The sequence below is a fragment of the Dyella subtropica genome (assembly GCF_026283965.1).
In the GTDB taxonomy this organism is placed as follows: Bacteria; Pseudomonadota; Gammaproteobacteria; order Xanthomonadales; family Rhodanobacteraceae; genus Dyella_D; species Dyella_D subtropica.
This window is the reverse complement of the sequence record NZ_JAPDPD010000010.1, coordinates 56953-72428: the sequence shown is the minus strand read 5'-3', so window position 1 is coordinate 72428 and position 15476 is coordinate 56953. Positions and strand designations below refer to the sequence as shown.

The 15476-nt window shown below is 64.0% G+C and carries 12 protein-coding genes; 8 read left to right on the top strand and 4 right to left on the bottom strand.

Annotated features, from left to right (window positions below; translation table 11 throughout):
- The first annotated feature begins 7 nt into the window (after positions 1–7).
- The 4 genes from OUZ45_RS10410 (at position 8) to OUZ45_RS10395 (ending at position 3819) form a co-directional block, all read left to right on the top strand.
- A complete protein-coding gene (locus tag OUZ45_RS10410; RefSeq protein ID WP_266169972.1) occupies positions 8–1786 on the top strand; it encodes a phosphoenolpyruvate carboxykinase (GTP) in 1779 nt (592 codons plus the stop codon).
- Between the two features lie 127 nt (positions 1787–1913).
- Positions 1914–2462: an RNA polymerase sigma factor gene (locus OUZ45_RS10405; RefSeq protein WP_266169971.1), complete on the top strand. Its 549-nt coding sequence runs from the start codon at positions 1914–1916 to the stop codon at positions 2460–2462.
- The gene (locus tag OUZ45_RS10400; protein ID WP_266169970.1) at positions 2459–2899 is read left to right on the top strand and encodes a hypothetical protein; all 441 of its coding nucleotides are present in this window, start codon (positions 2459–2461) and stop codon (positions 2897–2899) included. Before OUZ45_RS10405 ends, OUZ45_RS10400 begins: the two co-directional genes overlap by 4 nt.
- A 17-nt stretch (positions 2900–2916) precedes the next feature.
- A complete protein-coding gene (locus OUZ45_RS10395) occupies positions 2917–3819 on the top strand; it encodes a DUF4097 family beta strand repeat-containing protein (RefSeq protein WP_266169969.1) in 903 nt (300 codons plus the stop codon).
- A gap of 93 nt (positions 3820–3912) precedes the next feature.
- Here OUZ45_RS10395 and OUZ45_RS10390 read toward each other — a convergent pair whose 3' ends face one another.
- Positions 3913–4830 (bottom strand): hypothetical protein, encoded by a 918-nt coding sequence (locus OUZ45_RS10390; RefSeq protein ID WP_266169968.1) that lies wholly within the window; start codon positions 4828–4830, stop codon positions 3913–3915.
- A gap of 261 nt (positions 4831–5091) precedes the next feature.
- On the opposite strand from OUZ45_RS10390, the gene OUZ45_RS10385 reads away from it, so the two are divergent.
- Positions 5092–7995: a bifunctional diguanylate cyclase/phosphodiesterase gene (locus OUZ45_RS10385; RefSeq protein WP_425601683.1), complete on the top strand. Its 2904-nt coding sequence runs from the start codon at positions 5092–5094 to the stop codon at positions 7993–7995.
- A 31-nt stretch (positions 7996–8026) separates the two neighbouring features.
- Here the strand turns inward: OUZ45_RS10385 and hslO are convergent, their stop codons facing one another.
- The gene (gene hslO / locus OUZ45_RS10380; protein WP_266169966.1) at positions 8027–8923 is read right to left on the bottom strand and encodes an Hsp33 family molecular chaperone HslO; all 897 of its coding nucleotides are present in this window, start codon (positions 8921–8923) and stop codon (positions 8027–8029) included.
- Positions 8924–9145: 222 nt separating this feature from the next.
- Here hslO and mtgA point away from each other — a divergent pair, with 222 nt between their 5' ends.
- Both mtgA and OUZ45_RS10370 read left to right on the top strand, forming a co-directional pair.
- Positions 9146–9889, top strand: coding sequence for a monofunctional biosynthetic peptidoglycan transglycosylase (mtgA, locus tag OUZ45_RS10375; RefSeq protein ID WP_266169965.1), 744 nt, complete (start codon positions 9146–9148; stop codon positions 9887–9889).
- Between the two features lie 190 nt (positions 9890–10079).
- A complete protein-coding gene (locus OUZ45_RS10370) occupies positions 10080–10508 on the top strand; it encodes a CBS domain-containing protein (RefSeq protein ID WP_266169964.1) in 429 nt (142 codons plus the stop codon).
- 9 nt (positions 10509–10517) lie between these two features.
- On the opposite strand, the gene OUZ45_RS10365 is transcribed toward OUZ45_RS10370, so the two are convergent.
- Positions 10518–11759 (bottom strand): NTP/NDP exchange transporter, encoded by a 1242-nt coding sequence (locus tag OUZ45_RS10365; protein WP_266170079.1) that lies wholly within the window; start codon positions 11757–11759, stop codon positions 10518–10520.
- Between the two features lie 169 nt (positions 11760–11928).
- Between OUZ45_RS10365 and OUZ45_RS10360 the strand changes: the two genes are divergently transcribed.
- A complete protein-coding gene (locus tag OUZ45_RS10360) occupies positions 11929–13530 on the top strand; it encodes a GMC family oxidoreductase (RefSeq protein WP_266169963.1) in 1602 nt (533 codons plus the stop codon).
- A 6-nt stretch (positions 13531–13536) separates the two neighbouring features.
- On the opposite strand, the gene OUZ45_RS10355 is transcribed toward OUZ45_RS10360, so the two are convergent.
- Complete coding sequence (locus tag OUZ45_RS10355; RefSeq protein WP_266169962.1) at positions 13537–15474, bottom strand: M48 family metallopeptidase; 1938 nt, start codon at positions 15472–15474, stop codon at positions 13537–13539.
- Positions 15475–15476 lie beyond the last annotated feature (2 nt).

The following is a 15476-nucleotide window of genomic DNA, read 5'->3' as shown; positions in this document are numbered from 1 at the left end:
GGAACGCATGGCAAGCAAGCTGGAGGCGCTGCAGCGCTGGGTGAATGAGGTGGTGGCGCTGACGCGCCCTGCCCACATCCATTGGTGCGATGGCTCGGACGCTGAATACCGTGAGCTGGTGCAGCAGATGCTGCAGACCGGCGATCTGATCGAACTGAACCAGCAGACCCACCCCGGCTGCTATCTGCATCGTTCGAACCCCTCCGACGTGGCACGCGTCGAACACCTGACCTTCGTCTGCACGAAGGACGAGAACGACGCCGGCCCGAACAATCACTGGATGGCCCCGGCCGACGCGCACGCCAAGATCGATGAGCTGTTCGACGGCTGCATGGAAGGCCGCACCCTGTACGTGATCCCGTATTGCATGGGTCCGATCGAGTCGCCGCTGGCCCGTTGCGGCGTCGAGATCACCGACAGCCCCTACGTGGTCGCCAACATGCGCACGATGACGCGCATGGGTGCCGCCGCGCTGGCGCGCATCGAGCGCGAGGGAAGCTTCGTGAAGGGCCTGCACTCCATCGGCGAGCTAGACCCGGAACGCCGCTTCATCATGCATTTCCCTGAAGAACTGACGATCAAGTCGTACGGCTCCGGCTACGGCGGCAATGCGCTGCTGGGCAAGAAGTGCCACGCGCTGCGCATCGCCAGCTGGCAAGCCAAATCCGAAGGCTGGCTGGCCGAGCACATGCTCATCGTCGGTATCGAGAACCCGAAGGGCGAGACACATTACGTCGCTGCGGCCTTCCCGTCCGCCTGCGGCAAAACCAATCTCGCCATGCTGATTCCGCCGGAAGGCTATCGCCAGGACGGCTGGAAGGTATGGACCGTGGGCGACGACATCTGCTGGATGCGCCCCGGCGCAGACGGCCGTCTGTACGCGATCAACCCGGAAGCAGGCTTCTTCGGCGTGGCGCCGGGCACCAGCGACAGCAGCAATCCCAATGCACTCGCCAGCATCGCGCGCGACACCATCTTCACCAACGTTGCCGTCACCGCCGATAACCAGCCGTGGTGGGAAGGTCTACCGGGCACGCCCGTCACCGATTGGCAGGGGCGTCCCTACGACCCGGCGAATGGCCCCGCCGCACACCCCAACTCGCGCTTCACCGTGAGCGCAAAGCAGTGTCCGACGTGGTCGCCAAAGGCCGAGGATGCACAGGGCGTGCCGCTCAGCGCCATCGTATTTGGTGGCCGTCGCCCTTCGTTGGTGCCGCTGGTATTCGAAGCGCGCGACTGGGCGCATGGCGTACTGGTCGGTGGCGCCATGGGTTCGGAGACCACCGCCGCCGCCACGGGTGCGGTGGGCGTGCTGCGTCGTGATTCGATGGCGATGAAGCCGTTCTGCGGCTACCACTACGGCGACTACTTCAATCACTGGCTGTCGTTCGACCAGCCGGGCGCGAAGCTGCCGAAGATTTTCCACGTCAACTGGTTCCGCAAGGGCAAGGACGGCAAGTTCCTGTGGCCTGGCTTTGGCGACAACCTGCGTGTACTGGAGTGGATGATCGCCCGCGTCGAAGGCAAGGTCGAAGGCGAAGCGACACCCATCGGCACGCTACCGGCTGAAGGCGAACTGCGCCTCGACGGCATCGATCTGGACAGCGCCGCCCTCAACGAGCTGCTCGATATCGATCAGGCTGGCTGGAAAGCCGAACTGGACGCCATCGGCGAGTATCTGCACAGTTTTGGCAGCCGCATGCCAACACGTTTGCTCGAAGAACAGCAGCGCGTAGCCAAGGCACTCGCCGCGGCTGAACCGCAGCGGGAAGCCGTCGCTTCCTGATATCCCCAAGTGGCCGGACCGTCATAGTCCGGCCACCCTTCTTTCCGCGCACGATCTAAACCTTGCCGCGCCACCGCGCATCCAAGCTGGCAAGATGATCAGCGCCTGCCCCGCCACCGGAAACGACATGTCGCCCGCCCCGATCGTAGGGACCGACGAAGCGGATGACGTACGCGCGGCCGCCGCCGGAGATCGGTCCGCCTTCCAGCGGCTCTACCGGCAACATGTGGACCGCGTCTACGGTGCGGTCTATCGGCTGGCCGGCTACGACCATGCGCGCGCCGAGGACCTGACCCAGGATGCCTTCGTGCGTGCCTGGCAAAAGCTGGCAGGGTTTCGCCACGAAAGCGCGTTCGGCACCTGGCTGTACCGCCTGGCAGTAAACGTGGCGCTGATGGACATCCGCTCCCGCGGTTCCGACCCGGTGAGCACCATGGACGAAGACGACCTGCCCGAGCATGGCGAAACTCCATTCTGCGCCGCCGAACGCGAGGAACTCGAACGTGCCATCGGGCGCTTGCCACCGCGAGCCCGAGCCGTCCTGATCCTGCACGATGTCGAAGGCTGGCGACACGAAGACATCGGTGCCGAGCTCGGCATGGCCGTCGGTTCGTCGAAAGCACAGCTGCACCGCGCACGCGGCTTGCTACGCAAAGTTTTAGGAGAAGCGTCATGAACGAACTCGATTGGCACCGCCAGATGCGTGCACTGCGCGAACCGGTGTCGCCGCGGCGCGACCTGTGGCCGCGCATCGACGCCGCCCTGGAGTTCAACGCCGCCGAGACAAAAGCCCCACCGGCGCGCGCATCGCGCAAGCAAGCCTGGTTGCTTGCCGCCAGCTTTGTCGGGCTTTCACTACTCGCCGGCAGCCTCAACACGCGCCTGCAGCAGGTGGAGACATCGTCCACGCCACTCACCGACGCCCATGGCGTCGACCGCTGGAAGCCCACCGATCCGCGCCTGGCTGGCGCGGCGGTGGAGCTGGATGCAGCGCGCATGGAATTGCAGCAGGCCATTGAGCAAGCTCCCCATTCGCCCGCACTACAGCGATTGCTCGACCGCACCGAAAAACGTCAATCGCAGCTGCGTCAGATGGAACACCAGGCAGGCTGAGTCACCGGAGCACACTCATGAAAACCGCACGCTACGTCCCTCTCCTGCTGGCCTTGTCGATCGGCCAGGCCCTGGCCGATACGCCCATCAACCTTAGCCACGATGCCAGCCCAAACGTGCGCCTGGATATCAGCAACGTCAAAGGCGCGGTCACGGTCACCGCCTGGGATCGTAATCAAGTGCAGGTCAGCGGACGACTCGGCGACGGCACCAGACCGCTGAGCATCGAAGGCACCAACAGCAACCTTTCGATCAAGGTGGAGCCGCTGGGCAAATCCGGCTGGTTCAACTGGAACAGCGATACTGCCATGGGCAACAGCACCCTGGATGTGCGCGTACCCAAAGGCGCCTCGCTCGACGTCGAAGTCGTGAGTGCCCCGATCAGTATCGACGGCATCGACGGCGGCCGGATCAAGGTGAATTCGGTAAGCGGCAAGGTTCGGGTCAATGCACGCTCGCCCTCGGTCGAGGCAGAAAGCGTTAGTGGCAGTGTCGAGCTCGCCGGCCATGCCGAGAAGGTCAATCTGCAGACGGTGAGCGGCGACATCCTCGCACCCGCCGTCGGTAACGAGGCAGAGTTGCAGACAGTGTCCGGCCGCCTCCGCGTCAGTGGCGGCCCCTGGAGGCACCTGAACCTCAGTACGGTTTCGGGTGATGTGCAGCTGTCCGGCGGCATGGCCGCGGGAGGCCGTATGGACGTCGACAGCATGAGCGGCGACGTGCAACTGCAGGTGCCAGGCAGCCTTTCCGCCGTCATCCACGCCAACACTTTTAGCGGCGACTTGCGCAGCGATTTCGGCACACCAAAAAAGGTGGAGGACGGCCCGGGCTCGGAACTCAATACCACCGCTGGTGGTGGTGGCAGCAAGGTCAACATCGAAACCTTCAGCGGCGACCTGCGCATTCGCAAGCAGGACTGAGCATCTGGCGATCGTTCTAAGAAACTGGGTGGTCGCCGTACAAACAAAAACGCCGTCGCAAAGCGACGGCGTTTTTGTTGAATCCGTGGGATCTCAAAGATCCTGGTGATATTGCACGTAGGGCGTGCGCGATTGATCCGGCTCCGGACCCGCCGGCGTGCTCACCGCATTACCGGACGACCACACATTTTGCGCACCAATACTCAGCTCGCCCTGCCACGGCAGACGCCAGGTGACGCCGAGATCGATGCTGCTCCAGCGGCGATCCGCATTGAGGCCGGAACCGGGGATGCCGACGGTCGGCTGCATTACGCGCCCCACCACACCGCCGCTCAGTGGGCCACGGTCGACCCCGAAACTGATGGCCTTCTGGTCCAGCGTATTGACGCCCAGCAGATTGCCCGGCAGCAGACGAACACGGCCCACGCTGGCACCAAGATCAATGCCGCTCTTGCTGTCCAGCGCCAGGCGGCCACGCGCGTTGAGCTGCGCGCTGCTGTCGAAACCGGACAAACCGTTGACGCCTGGGGCGGCACCGGGGAGCAGCCGCGGCAAAACGGCTGCATTAGGCGTGCTGTTGGCGCCCACGCTGAGACCCACGCTATAGCGGCCGCTGTTGTAGGTCGCGCCGATTTCGCTGCCGATCACACGCGGCGCACGGTTGTTGATCCAGCTGTGCTCGCTGACGCCAACGTGCGCCTGCAAATTGGGCCCGAGCCCGTAGGTCAGGTCAGTGGACATCGCACGCGATGCATCGATCACACTGAACTGCAATGGCGCATCGTTGCGCTGGGCGGCTGCGAAATTGCCACTGTCGACCTTCAGCGCAAGCCAGCGGCCGTCGCTGCCACGCCATAGCGGCATCCCGGCATCGGGCCCCAACTGAACTACCTGATCGGGCTTCTGCATCAACAGGCGGTTGGCCAACTCATGCGTATCGCCAGCCAACGACTGCCCTGCCGCGACAAGCGGCATCAGCAGGATCGGCATGGATAGCAGTAAGCGTCGCATGAAGATGAGACCGAGAGTTCCGTCAAATAAGGCCAGTACCCGCTCCCCGCGGGTTTCGGACAGGCCAAAGCTTACCATATTTTACTTTTTACTAACACCCTGGTAATGCCCTTTATTTCAGTGATCTAACCCGCAGAACGGCATGGAATGGGCCCACATCAGGTTGCCCATGACGGGGTGGGTGACTTTTCTGCAGCGACAATTCTGAATAGAGGCGATATAAAGGCGCATCTCAACCACGCATGGACCGGTTCGCGCCGGATGAGTTCAGCACCCACCAGCAGCGCCCTTATGCCCCTGCCCGCAGACGAGAACACGGCGGCGTTGCATACGGCTGTGGAAGGTTTGTTCCGGGCGACCGACGCCGCGAGCATCCAAGCGGCCTGTGAGACTGCGATCGGTGCCCTGGGCATCCAGGGAACGCTGCGCTGGCGCCTGCTGGAGAACTCGCCCGCACCCGACCCGGACCTTCCGGAGCACCTGGACCTGGCCGAAGACCCCCAGGGCCTGCGCATGCTGGTCCTGCCATTGCCAAGCAACCCGTTGCCGGACCATCTGCGCGACCAGCTCGCCTGGCTCGGCCGGCTGGCCTCCTCGCGCTTGCGGCAATTGGCCGAAACCTCGCGCCTGTACGAAGCCATCTCCCGGCTGGCCCTGGCCGAACGCCTGCAGCGCGCGCTGTATGCGATCGCCGACCAGGCCAGCACCGAACACAACATGGCCGAGATGATGCATTCGCTGCATACCATCCTCGGCAGCTTGATGTACGCAGAGAACTTCTACATCGCGTTGTATGACGCCGCCACTGACAGCGTGCGCTTTCCATACTACGTAGACACAGAGGACAAGGACCCGCCCTTGCCCGAGCAGAGCGTGCCGCTGCAAGAGATGCGCCACAGCCTCACCTGGAATCTGCTGCAAAGCGGCCAGGCCGTCATGGGCTCGGTCGATGAGCTGGCGCGTCAGTTCAATGGCCAGTTCGTACTGCTTGGACCCGTCTGCGAGCATTGGCTGGGCGTGCCGCTGCTACGTGACGGCCGCGTGGTCGGCGGCATTGTGATGCAGAGCTATCGCGAAGACACCCACTACACCCAGCACGACCGCGAACTGCTGAGCTACGTAGCCAAGCACGTGCAGACGGCGCTGGAGCGCCGCGAAGCCCATGCCGAGCTGGAACGCCGCGTCACCAGCCGCACCGCCGCGCTGCGCGAGGCCAACCGCGTGTTGCGCCAGCAGGTGCTGCAGCGTCAACGCGGGGAACGCCTGCAGGCTGCGCTGTTCCGCATCGCCGAACTGGCCAATGCCTCGGAGAGTCTGGAGAACTTCTACGCAGCCGTGCATCGCGTCATCGGCGGTTTGCTGTACGCGCGCAATTTCTACATCGCGCTGCTCGACGAAGAACCCAACCAGCTCACCTTCCCCTATTCGGTGGACGAGTTCGATACGGTGCGCCTGCCCCGCTCGCACGGCCGAGGCCTGACCGAATACGTGCTACGCCATGGCAAACCGCTACTGGCTGCACCAGAGGATGTCGACCGCCTGTGCCGGATAGGCGAAATCGGCCAGTACGGTTCGCGCTCCATCTGCTGGCTGGGCGTGCCACTGATCTGGGGCGAACGCGCCATGGGTGTGCTCGCCGTGCAGAGCTATTCGCCCGAACACACCTACGATGTGCGCGACCAGGAGCTGCTGACCTTCGTCAGCTACCACGTGGCCAACGCACTGCAGCGCAAGCACACCACCGAATCACTGAAGCAGGCTTACGCTGGCCTCGAGCGCCGCGTTACCGAGCGCACCCGTGCTCTGGCGCTGGCCAACCGCGACCTGCGCGAACAGATCGCCGAACGCGAGCGCGTCGAGCGCCGCTTGAAATACGAAACCCTGCACGACTCGCTCACCGGCCTGCCCAATCGCACCCTGCTGCTGCAGCGTCTCGAACAGGCGCTGCAGCGCTACCACGGCAATGCGCAGGACATGTTCGCCGTACTGTTCATCGATCTGGACCGCTTCAAGGTCATCAATGATTCGGTCGGCCACCTGGTCGGCGACGATCTGCTGTTCCAGGTCGGTGGCCGTATCCGGGCCTGCCTGAAGACCCGCGACGTGGTCGCGCGCCTGGGTGGCGACGAGTTCGCCGTGCTGGCCGAGGGCATTACCGATTCGAAGATGGCGCTGTTGATCGCCGAACGCATCATTTCCGAGCTGCAGACGCCGTTCCGTCTCGGTGCCAAAGAGATCTTCACCTCCGCCTCCATCGGTATCGCGCTGCCCGGCCCGCACTACCAGCGCCCGGAAGAACTGCTGCGCGACGCAGACGCTGCGATGTACCGCGCCAAAGACGAAGGCCGCCACCGCGCCGCAGTGTTCGACGACCGCCTGCGCCGTGAAGCGCTGTCCTTGCTGGAAATGGAAGGCGACCTGCGCCGTGCGCTGAGCCGCAACGAATTCGTGCCGTTCTATCAACCCATCGTGTCGCTGGAAGACGGCCAGACCGTGGGTTACGAAGCACTGCTGCGCTGGCGCCATCCAGACCGCGGCCTGCTGACGCCAAGCGATTTTCTTGCGGTGGCGGAAGAAAGCGGGTGTTCCGAAAGCATCGACTGGCAGATCTTCGACCAAGTCTGCGCACAGGCAGAAGCATTGGCGGGTGCCGATGGCTTCGTCAGCATCAACGTCTCCGGCCGGCACTTCCGCTCGGCGGACCTTGATCGCCGCTTGCTCGACTTGCTCGAGGCCCACCGTCTGCCGCCGCACTGCCTGCGCATTGAGGTCACCGAGCGTGCGCTGCTGGAAAACGCCTTGCAGGTGAAGCGCATCCTCGACACGCTGCGCGCGCATGGCGTCGGTATCGCGCTGGACGACTTCGGCACCGGCTATTCATCGCTGAGCTACCTGCACCAATACCCGATCGGCACGCTGAAGGTGGACCGCTCGTTCATCACCGAACTCCCGCGCGAAGGCAGCCACAGCCTGGCCGTGGTGCGCGCGATCCAGGTGCTGGCCGATTCGCTGCAGATGCAGGTCATTGCCGAAGGCATCGAAGAAGAGGCCCAGCGTGATGCGCTGCTGCGTGTCGGCTGCCGCTACGGCCAGGGCTTCCTGTTCGCCATACCGAGAGCGGCCGATGTATGGCTGCAGCGCGAATATCATTTCGCGCTGCCTTAGGGATGCTCTGAACCCGCCTACACTTCCGTGATTACTGCGCCGTATCGGGCGCACTCACGGCGGAATGGCTCAGCAGATGCTCCGCGTCGATGCGATCGAAGGTGTAGCGCTGCGCGCAGAACTCACAGATCACCTCGATCTCACCTTCGTTCGCCTCTAGCGCGGCTTCCACTTCGTCGCGGCCGAGCGAACGCAGCACCGCCTCCACGCGCTCGCGCGTGCAGCTGCAGCCGAAAGCCAGCGATCGCGGCTCGAACAGGCGCACCGACTCCTCATGAAACAGCCGGTACAGCAGCTGTTCCGGTGGCGTTGCCAGCATTTCCTCCTGGCCCAGCGTGGCAGCGAGATGCAGGATGCGGGTCCACGCATCCTCATCGTGCACCGCGTCGTAACCACCTTCGCCCGGCAGGCGCTGCAGCATCAGCCCCACGGCGTGCTCACCATCGGCCGCCAGCAGGATCTTGGCCGGCAACTGCTCGGACTGGCTGAAATAGTTTTCCAGCGCACCGAAAAGATCGGGATGCTGCAAATCCACCAGACCCTGATAGCGTTGCCCGCGTTCGGGGTTGCCAATGGTGATGGCCATGATGGCGTCGGGCAGCTGCACCAGCTCCAGCGATTCGGGCAGCGGGTCGCTCCAGCGAGCGAGACCGCGTAAACGCCCCTGGTCGGTGCACTCGGCGAACAACAGGCGCAGTGCGCCGCTGCTCTTCAGCTCGATCGACAAAGTGCCTTCCAGCTTGATGTTGCCGGTCAACAATGCACTGGCCGTCAACGCCTCGCCGAGCAACGAGCGCAGCGCGGGTGGATAGCTGGCACGGCCAGCCACTTCACGCCATGCCGCTCCAAGCCGCACCAGCACGCCGCGCACACCGGCGCGTTCCAGCAGAAAGCGATGCAGCACGTCTTCGACAAGCACAGTTTCCACGGAACTCAACCTCTCTGGACAAGGCGCGATTTATGGGGGCGCCAGGGCGCAGACGCAAGCCGCTGGGCGGCGATCGCGGTCTCGGAGGTGCCCCCGACTGTGCGGTCTGCGCACAGACGGCGATGGAGAGAGGAATTTTATGCCAATCCTCGCCGGGCATGGCAGCAGCCATCGCTGTGGGCCAGCCACTTATACTGCCGCGACCTTACCGCCTGCGCCGCCATGCTCCAACGACGCCCATTGTTCGCTCGCCTGCTGCGTTCGCTCGCCATCCTTGTGTTGGCCTGGGTCGCCCTGAGCTGGCTGATCGTTCTGGTGCTGCGCTTCGTGCCGCCCTGGACCTCGGCGGTGATGATGGAACGCCAGCTGGGCGCATGGATCCATGGCGAGAAGAACTTCCAGCTACGTCATCGCTGGGTGCCCTGGCCGCAGGTGTCGCCTTATGTGCCGATGGCCATGGTGGCCGGGGAGGACCAGAAATTCCCGTTCCATCATGGCTTCGACTTCGATTCCATCCAGGACGCGATGGATGCCGCGGATGACGGCAAGCGGCTGCGCGGCGCCAGCACCATCAGCCAGCAGACCGCCAAAAATCTCTTCCTGTGGAACGGCCGCAGCTTCGTGCGCAAGGGCCTGGAGGCGTATTTTACCGTGCTGATCGAGCTCACCTGGCCCAAGCAGCGCATCCTCGAGGTGTATATGAACGTCGCTGAGTTGGGCGACGGCATCTATGGCGTTGGCGCAGCCAGCGACGTGTTCTTCCGCATGCCGCCCTCGCGCCTGAGCGCAGCGCAGGCAGCGCGACTGGCCGCCGTGCTGCCTAGCCCACGGCGCTTCAAGGTCGATCGGCCAAGCCCTTACGTGCTGAGTCGTGCAAACTGGATCCAGCAGCAAATGGGACAGCTGGGTGGGCCCGGCTATCTGCAAGGCTCCGCCCCGTCCTCGCAGGTGCGCCGCCAGCGATGAAGCAACGGCCGCTGCATTTCACCGAAGAACAGCATCCTCCGCGGAAGGCAGATTGAGCACTTCTCGCCACAGTGTCGGAGCAGCGGAAACACCCCCTGGCTCGACTTCACACGGGCGCTACACCTCCATTGCGCGGTGGCGCTAGACTGGCGATCAGGCGACCGTCCACGGTAACCCCGGAGGCTCAGGCATGCATCAGGTCAAGCATTTGCTTCAAGGCAAGGGCAGTCAGATCTTCAGCATCGCACCGGAAGCGCAGGTGCTCGATGCGATCAAGCGTATGGCAGAACGGCGCGTCGGCGCCCTGCTGGTGATGCGCGGCGAGCAACTGGTCGGTATCGTTTCCGAACGCGATTACGCTCGCAAAGTGATTCTGCAGGGACGCTCTTCAGCCCAGACGGCGGTGTCGGAAATCATGAGCAGTCCCGCTCTCACCGTCAGCCCGGACACGGATGTGCTCGACTGCATGCGCCTGTGTACCGACAGCCGCATCCGTCATCTGCCGGTGGTCAGCGACAACCGGGTCGTCGGCGTGATTTCCATCGGCGACCTGGTGAAAGCCGTGATCGACGCGCAAGCCGAGCAGATCGAGCAACTGCGGCGTTACATCAGCAGCTAAGTAAGCCCGTTATGGTCCGGCCTTCGCCGGATGCGAGCGCTCCGGCAGCAAGTCCGGCGAATGGCCCGCGCGACGCGCCACCCACGCCGCGAAGGCGGAAATGCCGGCGCCAATCATGGCCATGCCAGCCACACCCACGCCAAACTTGCCGAGCAAACTCACGCCACTGGTCACCACGACATCGCCGAAGCGCCACACCGCCGTTTCGACGAAATTTTTGCCTTTGTAGCGCGTTTCACGCGGCACCCGCGTGTACAGCGCGTCCACGGCGGGCTTGGTCATACCGTAGGCAAAACCGCGCGAGCCCACCATCATCACTGCCAGCGTCGGCACACTGAACCCGAGCAGCTCAACATGGCTGGCGCCCATCCCTACGACCGCAAGCAGCAACACCAGATTCACCAGCGCCGGCACGACCAGACCCCAGCCTGCGCCGTGACGTGTCATCAGCCAGCGCGTGAAGGTCAGCTGCAGGCCCGCACCGAGTAGATTGGTGACCAGATCCAGATCGTTGTAGAACGAGGTGCGCGCCACGGTGTCAGTGAAATGTGCCTTGGCGTAGTCGGCCATCAAGGCATAAGCCAGCGTACCGATGCCATCGCCAAGCACCATCATGATGGCCATGTAACGCAGAAATGGGCGCGACCACAGCTCCTTGACGCCGGCCCACAACGAACCACCCACCGGCTCGCTCTGCTGGGCATCCCCGTCACGGCGTTCCTGCTGCGCAGAGAGCCGCAACAGCAGGCCCAGCGCCAGCAGCAACGCTGCTGCCGACACCACCAGCAGCATTGCCACGCCGATCTGCTGCACAAGGAACTTGGTGATCAGGGGACCGAAGATGGCACCAGCCATACCCCCAAGTGCGATCAGCGGGAACACCTTGCGCGCTTCGACGCTGCTGAAGATGTCCGCCATGAAACTCCAGAACAGCGACACCACGAACAGGTTGAACACGCTGACCCAGACGTAGAACACCACGCCAAGCTCACGCGCGCCAATGCGATCCTGCGCCACGAAAGCCGGCACGAAAGCGAACAGACAAAACACAAAAAAAGAATAACTCCAGCCCAGCAGCTGCTTGCGCGGAAAGCGCGCCACCAGCATGCCGAACACGGGCGTGAGGAGGAGCATCACGCCGAACACCACCGAATAGAACAGCGGCAGCGATTGCGAACCCACCGCCCCGCTCAGCTGGTCACGCACCGGGCGAACAATGTAATAAGCCGTCATCACAAAGAAGAAGGCCAGTGCGGACAACGCGGGGGCGTAATGCTGGCCTGTCGCAACCTGATCTGCCGTGGCCCGATCTGTCGCGGCACGTTTGGACGAGTTCACCGGGGGACATCCTGCAAGAGTCGCGGCGAAGACTAGCATGCGACCATGACGGCCAAGCCAGCATCCCTAGGGAATTGGACGGATGATTTACGACTACGTGATCGTCGGTGCCGGCTCTGCCGGGTGCGTACTCGCCCATCGACTCAGCGCTCGACCGAACCAGCGCGTACTGTTGCTCGAAGCGGGCCCACGCGACTGGAATCCATTGATCCACATGCCTGCCGGCATCGCCAAATTGGTCGGCGACCAGCGCGGTCTGGCGCGGCTCTATGGCGGCCACCGGATCAATTGGGGCTACCGCACCGAACCCGAGGCACAGCTTGGTCAACGCCGCTTGTGGTGGCCGCGCGGCAAGACCCTGGGCGGCTCCAGCGCCATCAACGCCATGTGCTACATCCGCGGTGTACCCGCCGACTACGACGGCTGGGCGGACGCTACTGGCGACGCTCGCTGGAGCTGGCAACACGTGCTGCCGTGGTTCCTGCGCAGCGAAGACAATCGCCGCGGCGCCGGGCCCTGGCACGGCAGTGGCGGCCCGCTGGGCGTCGACGATTTGCGCTATCACAGCGAACTCTCGGAGGCTTTCATCGAGGCAGGCATCAGCGCTGGGTACGCTCGCAACACCGACTTCAACGGCGAGCGGCAGGACGGTTTTGGTTTGTATCAGGTCACCCAGCGCGACGGGGCGCGCTGCTCCGCTGCCGCGGCCTACCTGGCGCCTGCGATGCAGCGGCCTAACCTGACGGTACGCACTGGCGTGCTGGTCGAACGGGTGCTGATCGAGAACGGCCACGCGGTCGGCGTGCAGCTCAATAGCGAACGCATTGAAGCAAGCGAAGTGATCCTGGCCGCCGGTGCGATCAACACACCCCAGCTGCTGATGCTCTCTGGCGTGGGCCCGGCCGACCACTTGCGCGAGTATGGCATCGCCGTGCGGCTCGACCAGCCGGATGTAGGTGCGCATCTGCAGGATCACCTGGACATCTGCAGCGTGACGGGCACGACCAGCCAGGCCACCTTCGACCACCTCAACGATGCTGCCGTGGCGTGGCGTTATCTGCGCCATCGCGACGGTATCGGCAGCTCCAACGCGGCCGAGGCGGGCGGTTTCGTGCGCAGCCGCTTCGCGCCGGACGAGCGCTGCGATATCCAGTTCCATTTCATCCCCGCGCAACTGGACGACCACGGCGCACGCGCGCTGCCCGGCCGCGGCTATACCGTGCATGCGTGTTACCTGCATCCGCGCAGCCGCGGCCGGCTACGGCTGCATTCGGCCGATCCGACGCAACCGATCGGTATCGAGGCGAATTACCTCAGCGACCCGGAAGGCCACGATCTGAAGATGATGATCGAGGCAGCCAAGCTGTCGCGCGAGATCCTTGCGCAATCCCCGTTCGATGCTTATCGCGGGCACCCCGTACAACCCAACCGCGAATTGCGAAGCGATGCCGAGTACGCCGACTTCATCCGCCGCCGCACCGAAACCATCTATCACCCGGTCGGCACCTGCCGGATGGGACGCGATGGCGCGTCGGTGCTGGACAGTGAATTGCGTGTGAGGGGAGTCGAGAGCCTGCGTGTGGTCGACGCCTCCGTCATGCCCTCGCTGATCACCGGCAACACTAATGCTCCCACCATCATGATGGCGGAACGGGCGAGCGCATTGATGCTCGGCGACATCTGATCGACTTCACGCCATGCACAAAGCGGCCGGTGGTGGGCTGTGCAGGCTGGCGCAGATCAAGCGGAACAGCACCGCCTCATCGCCACTCACCTCGCCATCGGCCTTGATCGCTCGTAGCAAGCCCTGCAGCACCAACTCCTTACCCACCGCCGTGAGTTGATCCAATTCATCGAGCGCCTGATCGAACGCTGCTTGCCACATGGCTGGGAGCACCGGCCAGATCACTGCCTCGCCCGGCAGGGCATCCTGCATCGCGAGCAGCCAGGCCCGACGTGCCTCCGCTTCGCTCGCACTGCCGTGGCAGGCCAGCACCGCCCCGACCAGCGCATAACTTTCCCGGCAATCAATGAGCTTCTTGGTACCGGCCGTAGACTCACGCGGCGCCTGCTTCGCTTCCTGCAACTGGGTACGAAGCTGTCGGACCAGACAGTATTCCTGCAGATCGATCCGGCCATCCGCACGCACCAGTTCATCGACCGTACTCAACAAGGTCTCGCGACGCCCGGCAGACAGGCGCTTCAACGATGGGAACGCGAGCGCGAGCAGCAGCTGCCGATGCTTGGCTGGCAACGCGCGCAGACAGCCCACGCTGGCCACCGCCTCATGTGCCATGTCATCGCCAAAAGCGGCGGCGATCAGCCGTTGCTGGCGCGATTGCAGCTCGGTCTCACTCGAAAGCGTCAGCGACAACACCAAGCCCAGGGCGGATTCTGCCTGCCGCGTCGCCTGAACCAGATCGTCCGGCAAGCGGGCTGGCTGGATATCAAGTGGCGCCTTGCTTGAGGTGTCCGATGCACCGAACCGTGCGTACAAGCCCACGGCGGGGGCCTCGCCCGCAAGCTGCGTTCGCGCGGAAGCTGCTTTCGTGTCGGTTCGCTCGACGGCATCGCTTCTGTCTGGCGACGACGGCTCCTCGTTCTCCTGCTGCTCCGCTGCCTCCATCTTGGCCGCGAAGAGCTTCAGCGCCCGCTCGCTGAACCAAGGCTCCAGCGCACGGATACGCTCCATCACCGGCGGGTGTGTGGCGAACAAGGCGTTGAAGCTGCCTGCCTCACCGAACAACATATGCGCCACCTCCCCGGCCCGGCTCGCATGCAAGTGCGAACCCTCGTCGAGCACGGCGATCTTCTTGAGCGCGTTCGCCAGGCCAGTGGTTTGTCGGGTGAATTGCACCGCGGAAGCATCGGCCAGCAGTTCGCGCGAACGGCTTACGGCGGCCTGGATCAGCCGTGCGAAGAAGTAGCCCACATAGCCAGCCACGATCAGTACCAGGCCCAGCGCGGTGATGTGAAAGGTGAAGCCGCGACGGCGATCACCCGAGTCCGAGTCCGATGCGGTCAGCTTGCGCCCCAGCAAACCCAGCACCTGGATGCCGAACAGCAGGCCCATGATGCGGATGTTCAAGCGCATGTCGCCATTGAGCACATGACTGAACTCATGTCCGATCACGCCCTGCAGTTCGTCGCGGGTGAGACGATCGAGACAGCCCTGCGTCACGCAGATGGCTGCGTCGTCCGGTTCGTAACCCGCGGCGAAGGCATTGATGCCGTACTCGTTCGACAACAGATAGATCGCCGGCACGGGCACGCCAGAGGCAATCGCCACTTCCTCGATCACGTTACGCAGGCGTCGCCGTTGCGGATCCTGGGTGTCCTCAGGCACCCGCTCTGCGCCCACCGATTCGGCCACCGCCTTACCGCCACTCGACAAGCTGCGGATGCGATACAGCGAACAGGCGAGAATGCCGCCAATGATCAGCGCGCTGGTGGCAAACAGTAACGTCCGGCCGGTACGCGGCGGCATGGCGAACAGCATGAGGTGGCTCCACACCCACCACACCACCACGTCGACCATGGCGACAATCACCAGCACTGCCAATGCGAACAACAGCACCAGCTGCCGGCTGGCAGCGCGCTGTCTCGCCTGCTCCGCGAAGAAATCCATCG

Bases quoted from the DNA above. Each gene is read 5' to 3' on its own strand.
- OUZ45_RS10390 (WP_266169968.1), bottom strand. From the start codon at position 4,830: ATGCGACGCTTACTGCTATCCATGCCGATCCTGCTGATGCCGCTTGTC.
- mtgA (WP_266169965.1), top strand. From the start codon at position 9,146: ATGCTCCAACGACGCCCATTGTTCGCTCGCCTGCTGCGTTCGCTCGCC.
- OUZ45_RS10355 (WP_266169962.1), bottom strand. From the start codon at position 15,474: ATGGATTTCTTCGCGGAGCAGGCGAGACAGCGCGCTGCCAGCCGGCAG.
- OUZ45_RS10360 (WP_266169963.1), top strand. From the start codon at position 11,929: ATGATTTACGACTACGTGATCGTCGGTGCCGGCTCTGCCGGGTGCGTA.
- OUZ45_RS10405 (WP_266169971.1), top strand. From the start codon at position 1,914: ATGTCGCCCGCCCCGATCGTAGGGACCGACGAAGCGGATGACGTACGC.
- OUZ45_RS10400 (WP_266169970.1), top strand. From the start codon at position 2,459: ATGAACGAACTCGATTGGCACCGCCAGATGCGTGCACTGCGCGAACCG.
- OUZ45_RS10385 (WP_425601683.1), top strand. From the start codon at position 5,092: ATGAGTTCAGCACCCACCAGCAGCGCCCTTATGCCCCTGCCCGCAGAC.
- OUZ45_RS10370 (WP_266169964.1), top strand. From the start codon at position 10,080: ATGCATCAGGTCAAGCATTTGCTTCAAGGCAAGGGCAGTCAGATCTTC.
- OUZ45_RS10410 (WP_266169972.1), top strand. From the start codon at position 8: ATGGCAAGCAAGCTGGAGGCGCTGCAGCGCTGGGTGAATGAGGTGGTG.
- OUZ45_RS10395 (WP_266169969.1), top strand. From the start codon at position 2,917: ATGAAAACCGCACGCTACGTCCCTCTCCTGCTGGCCTTGTCGATCGGC.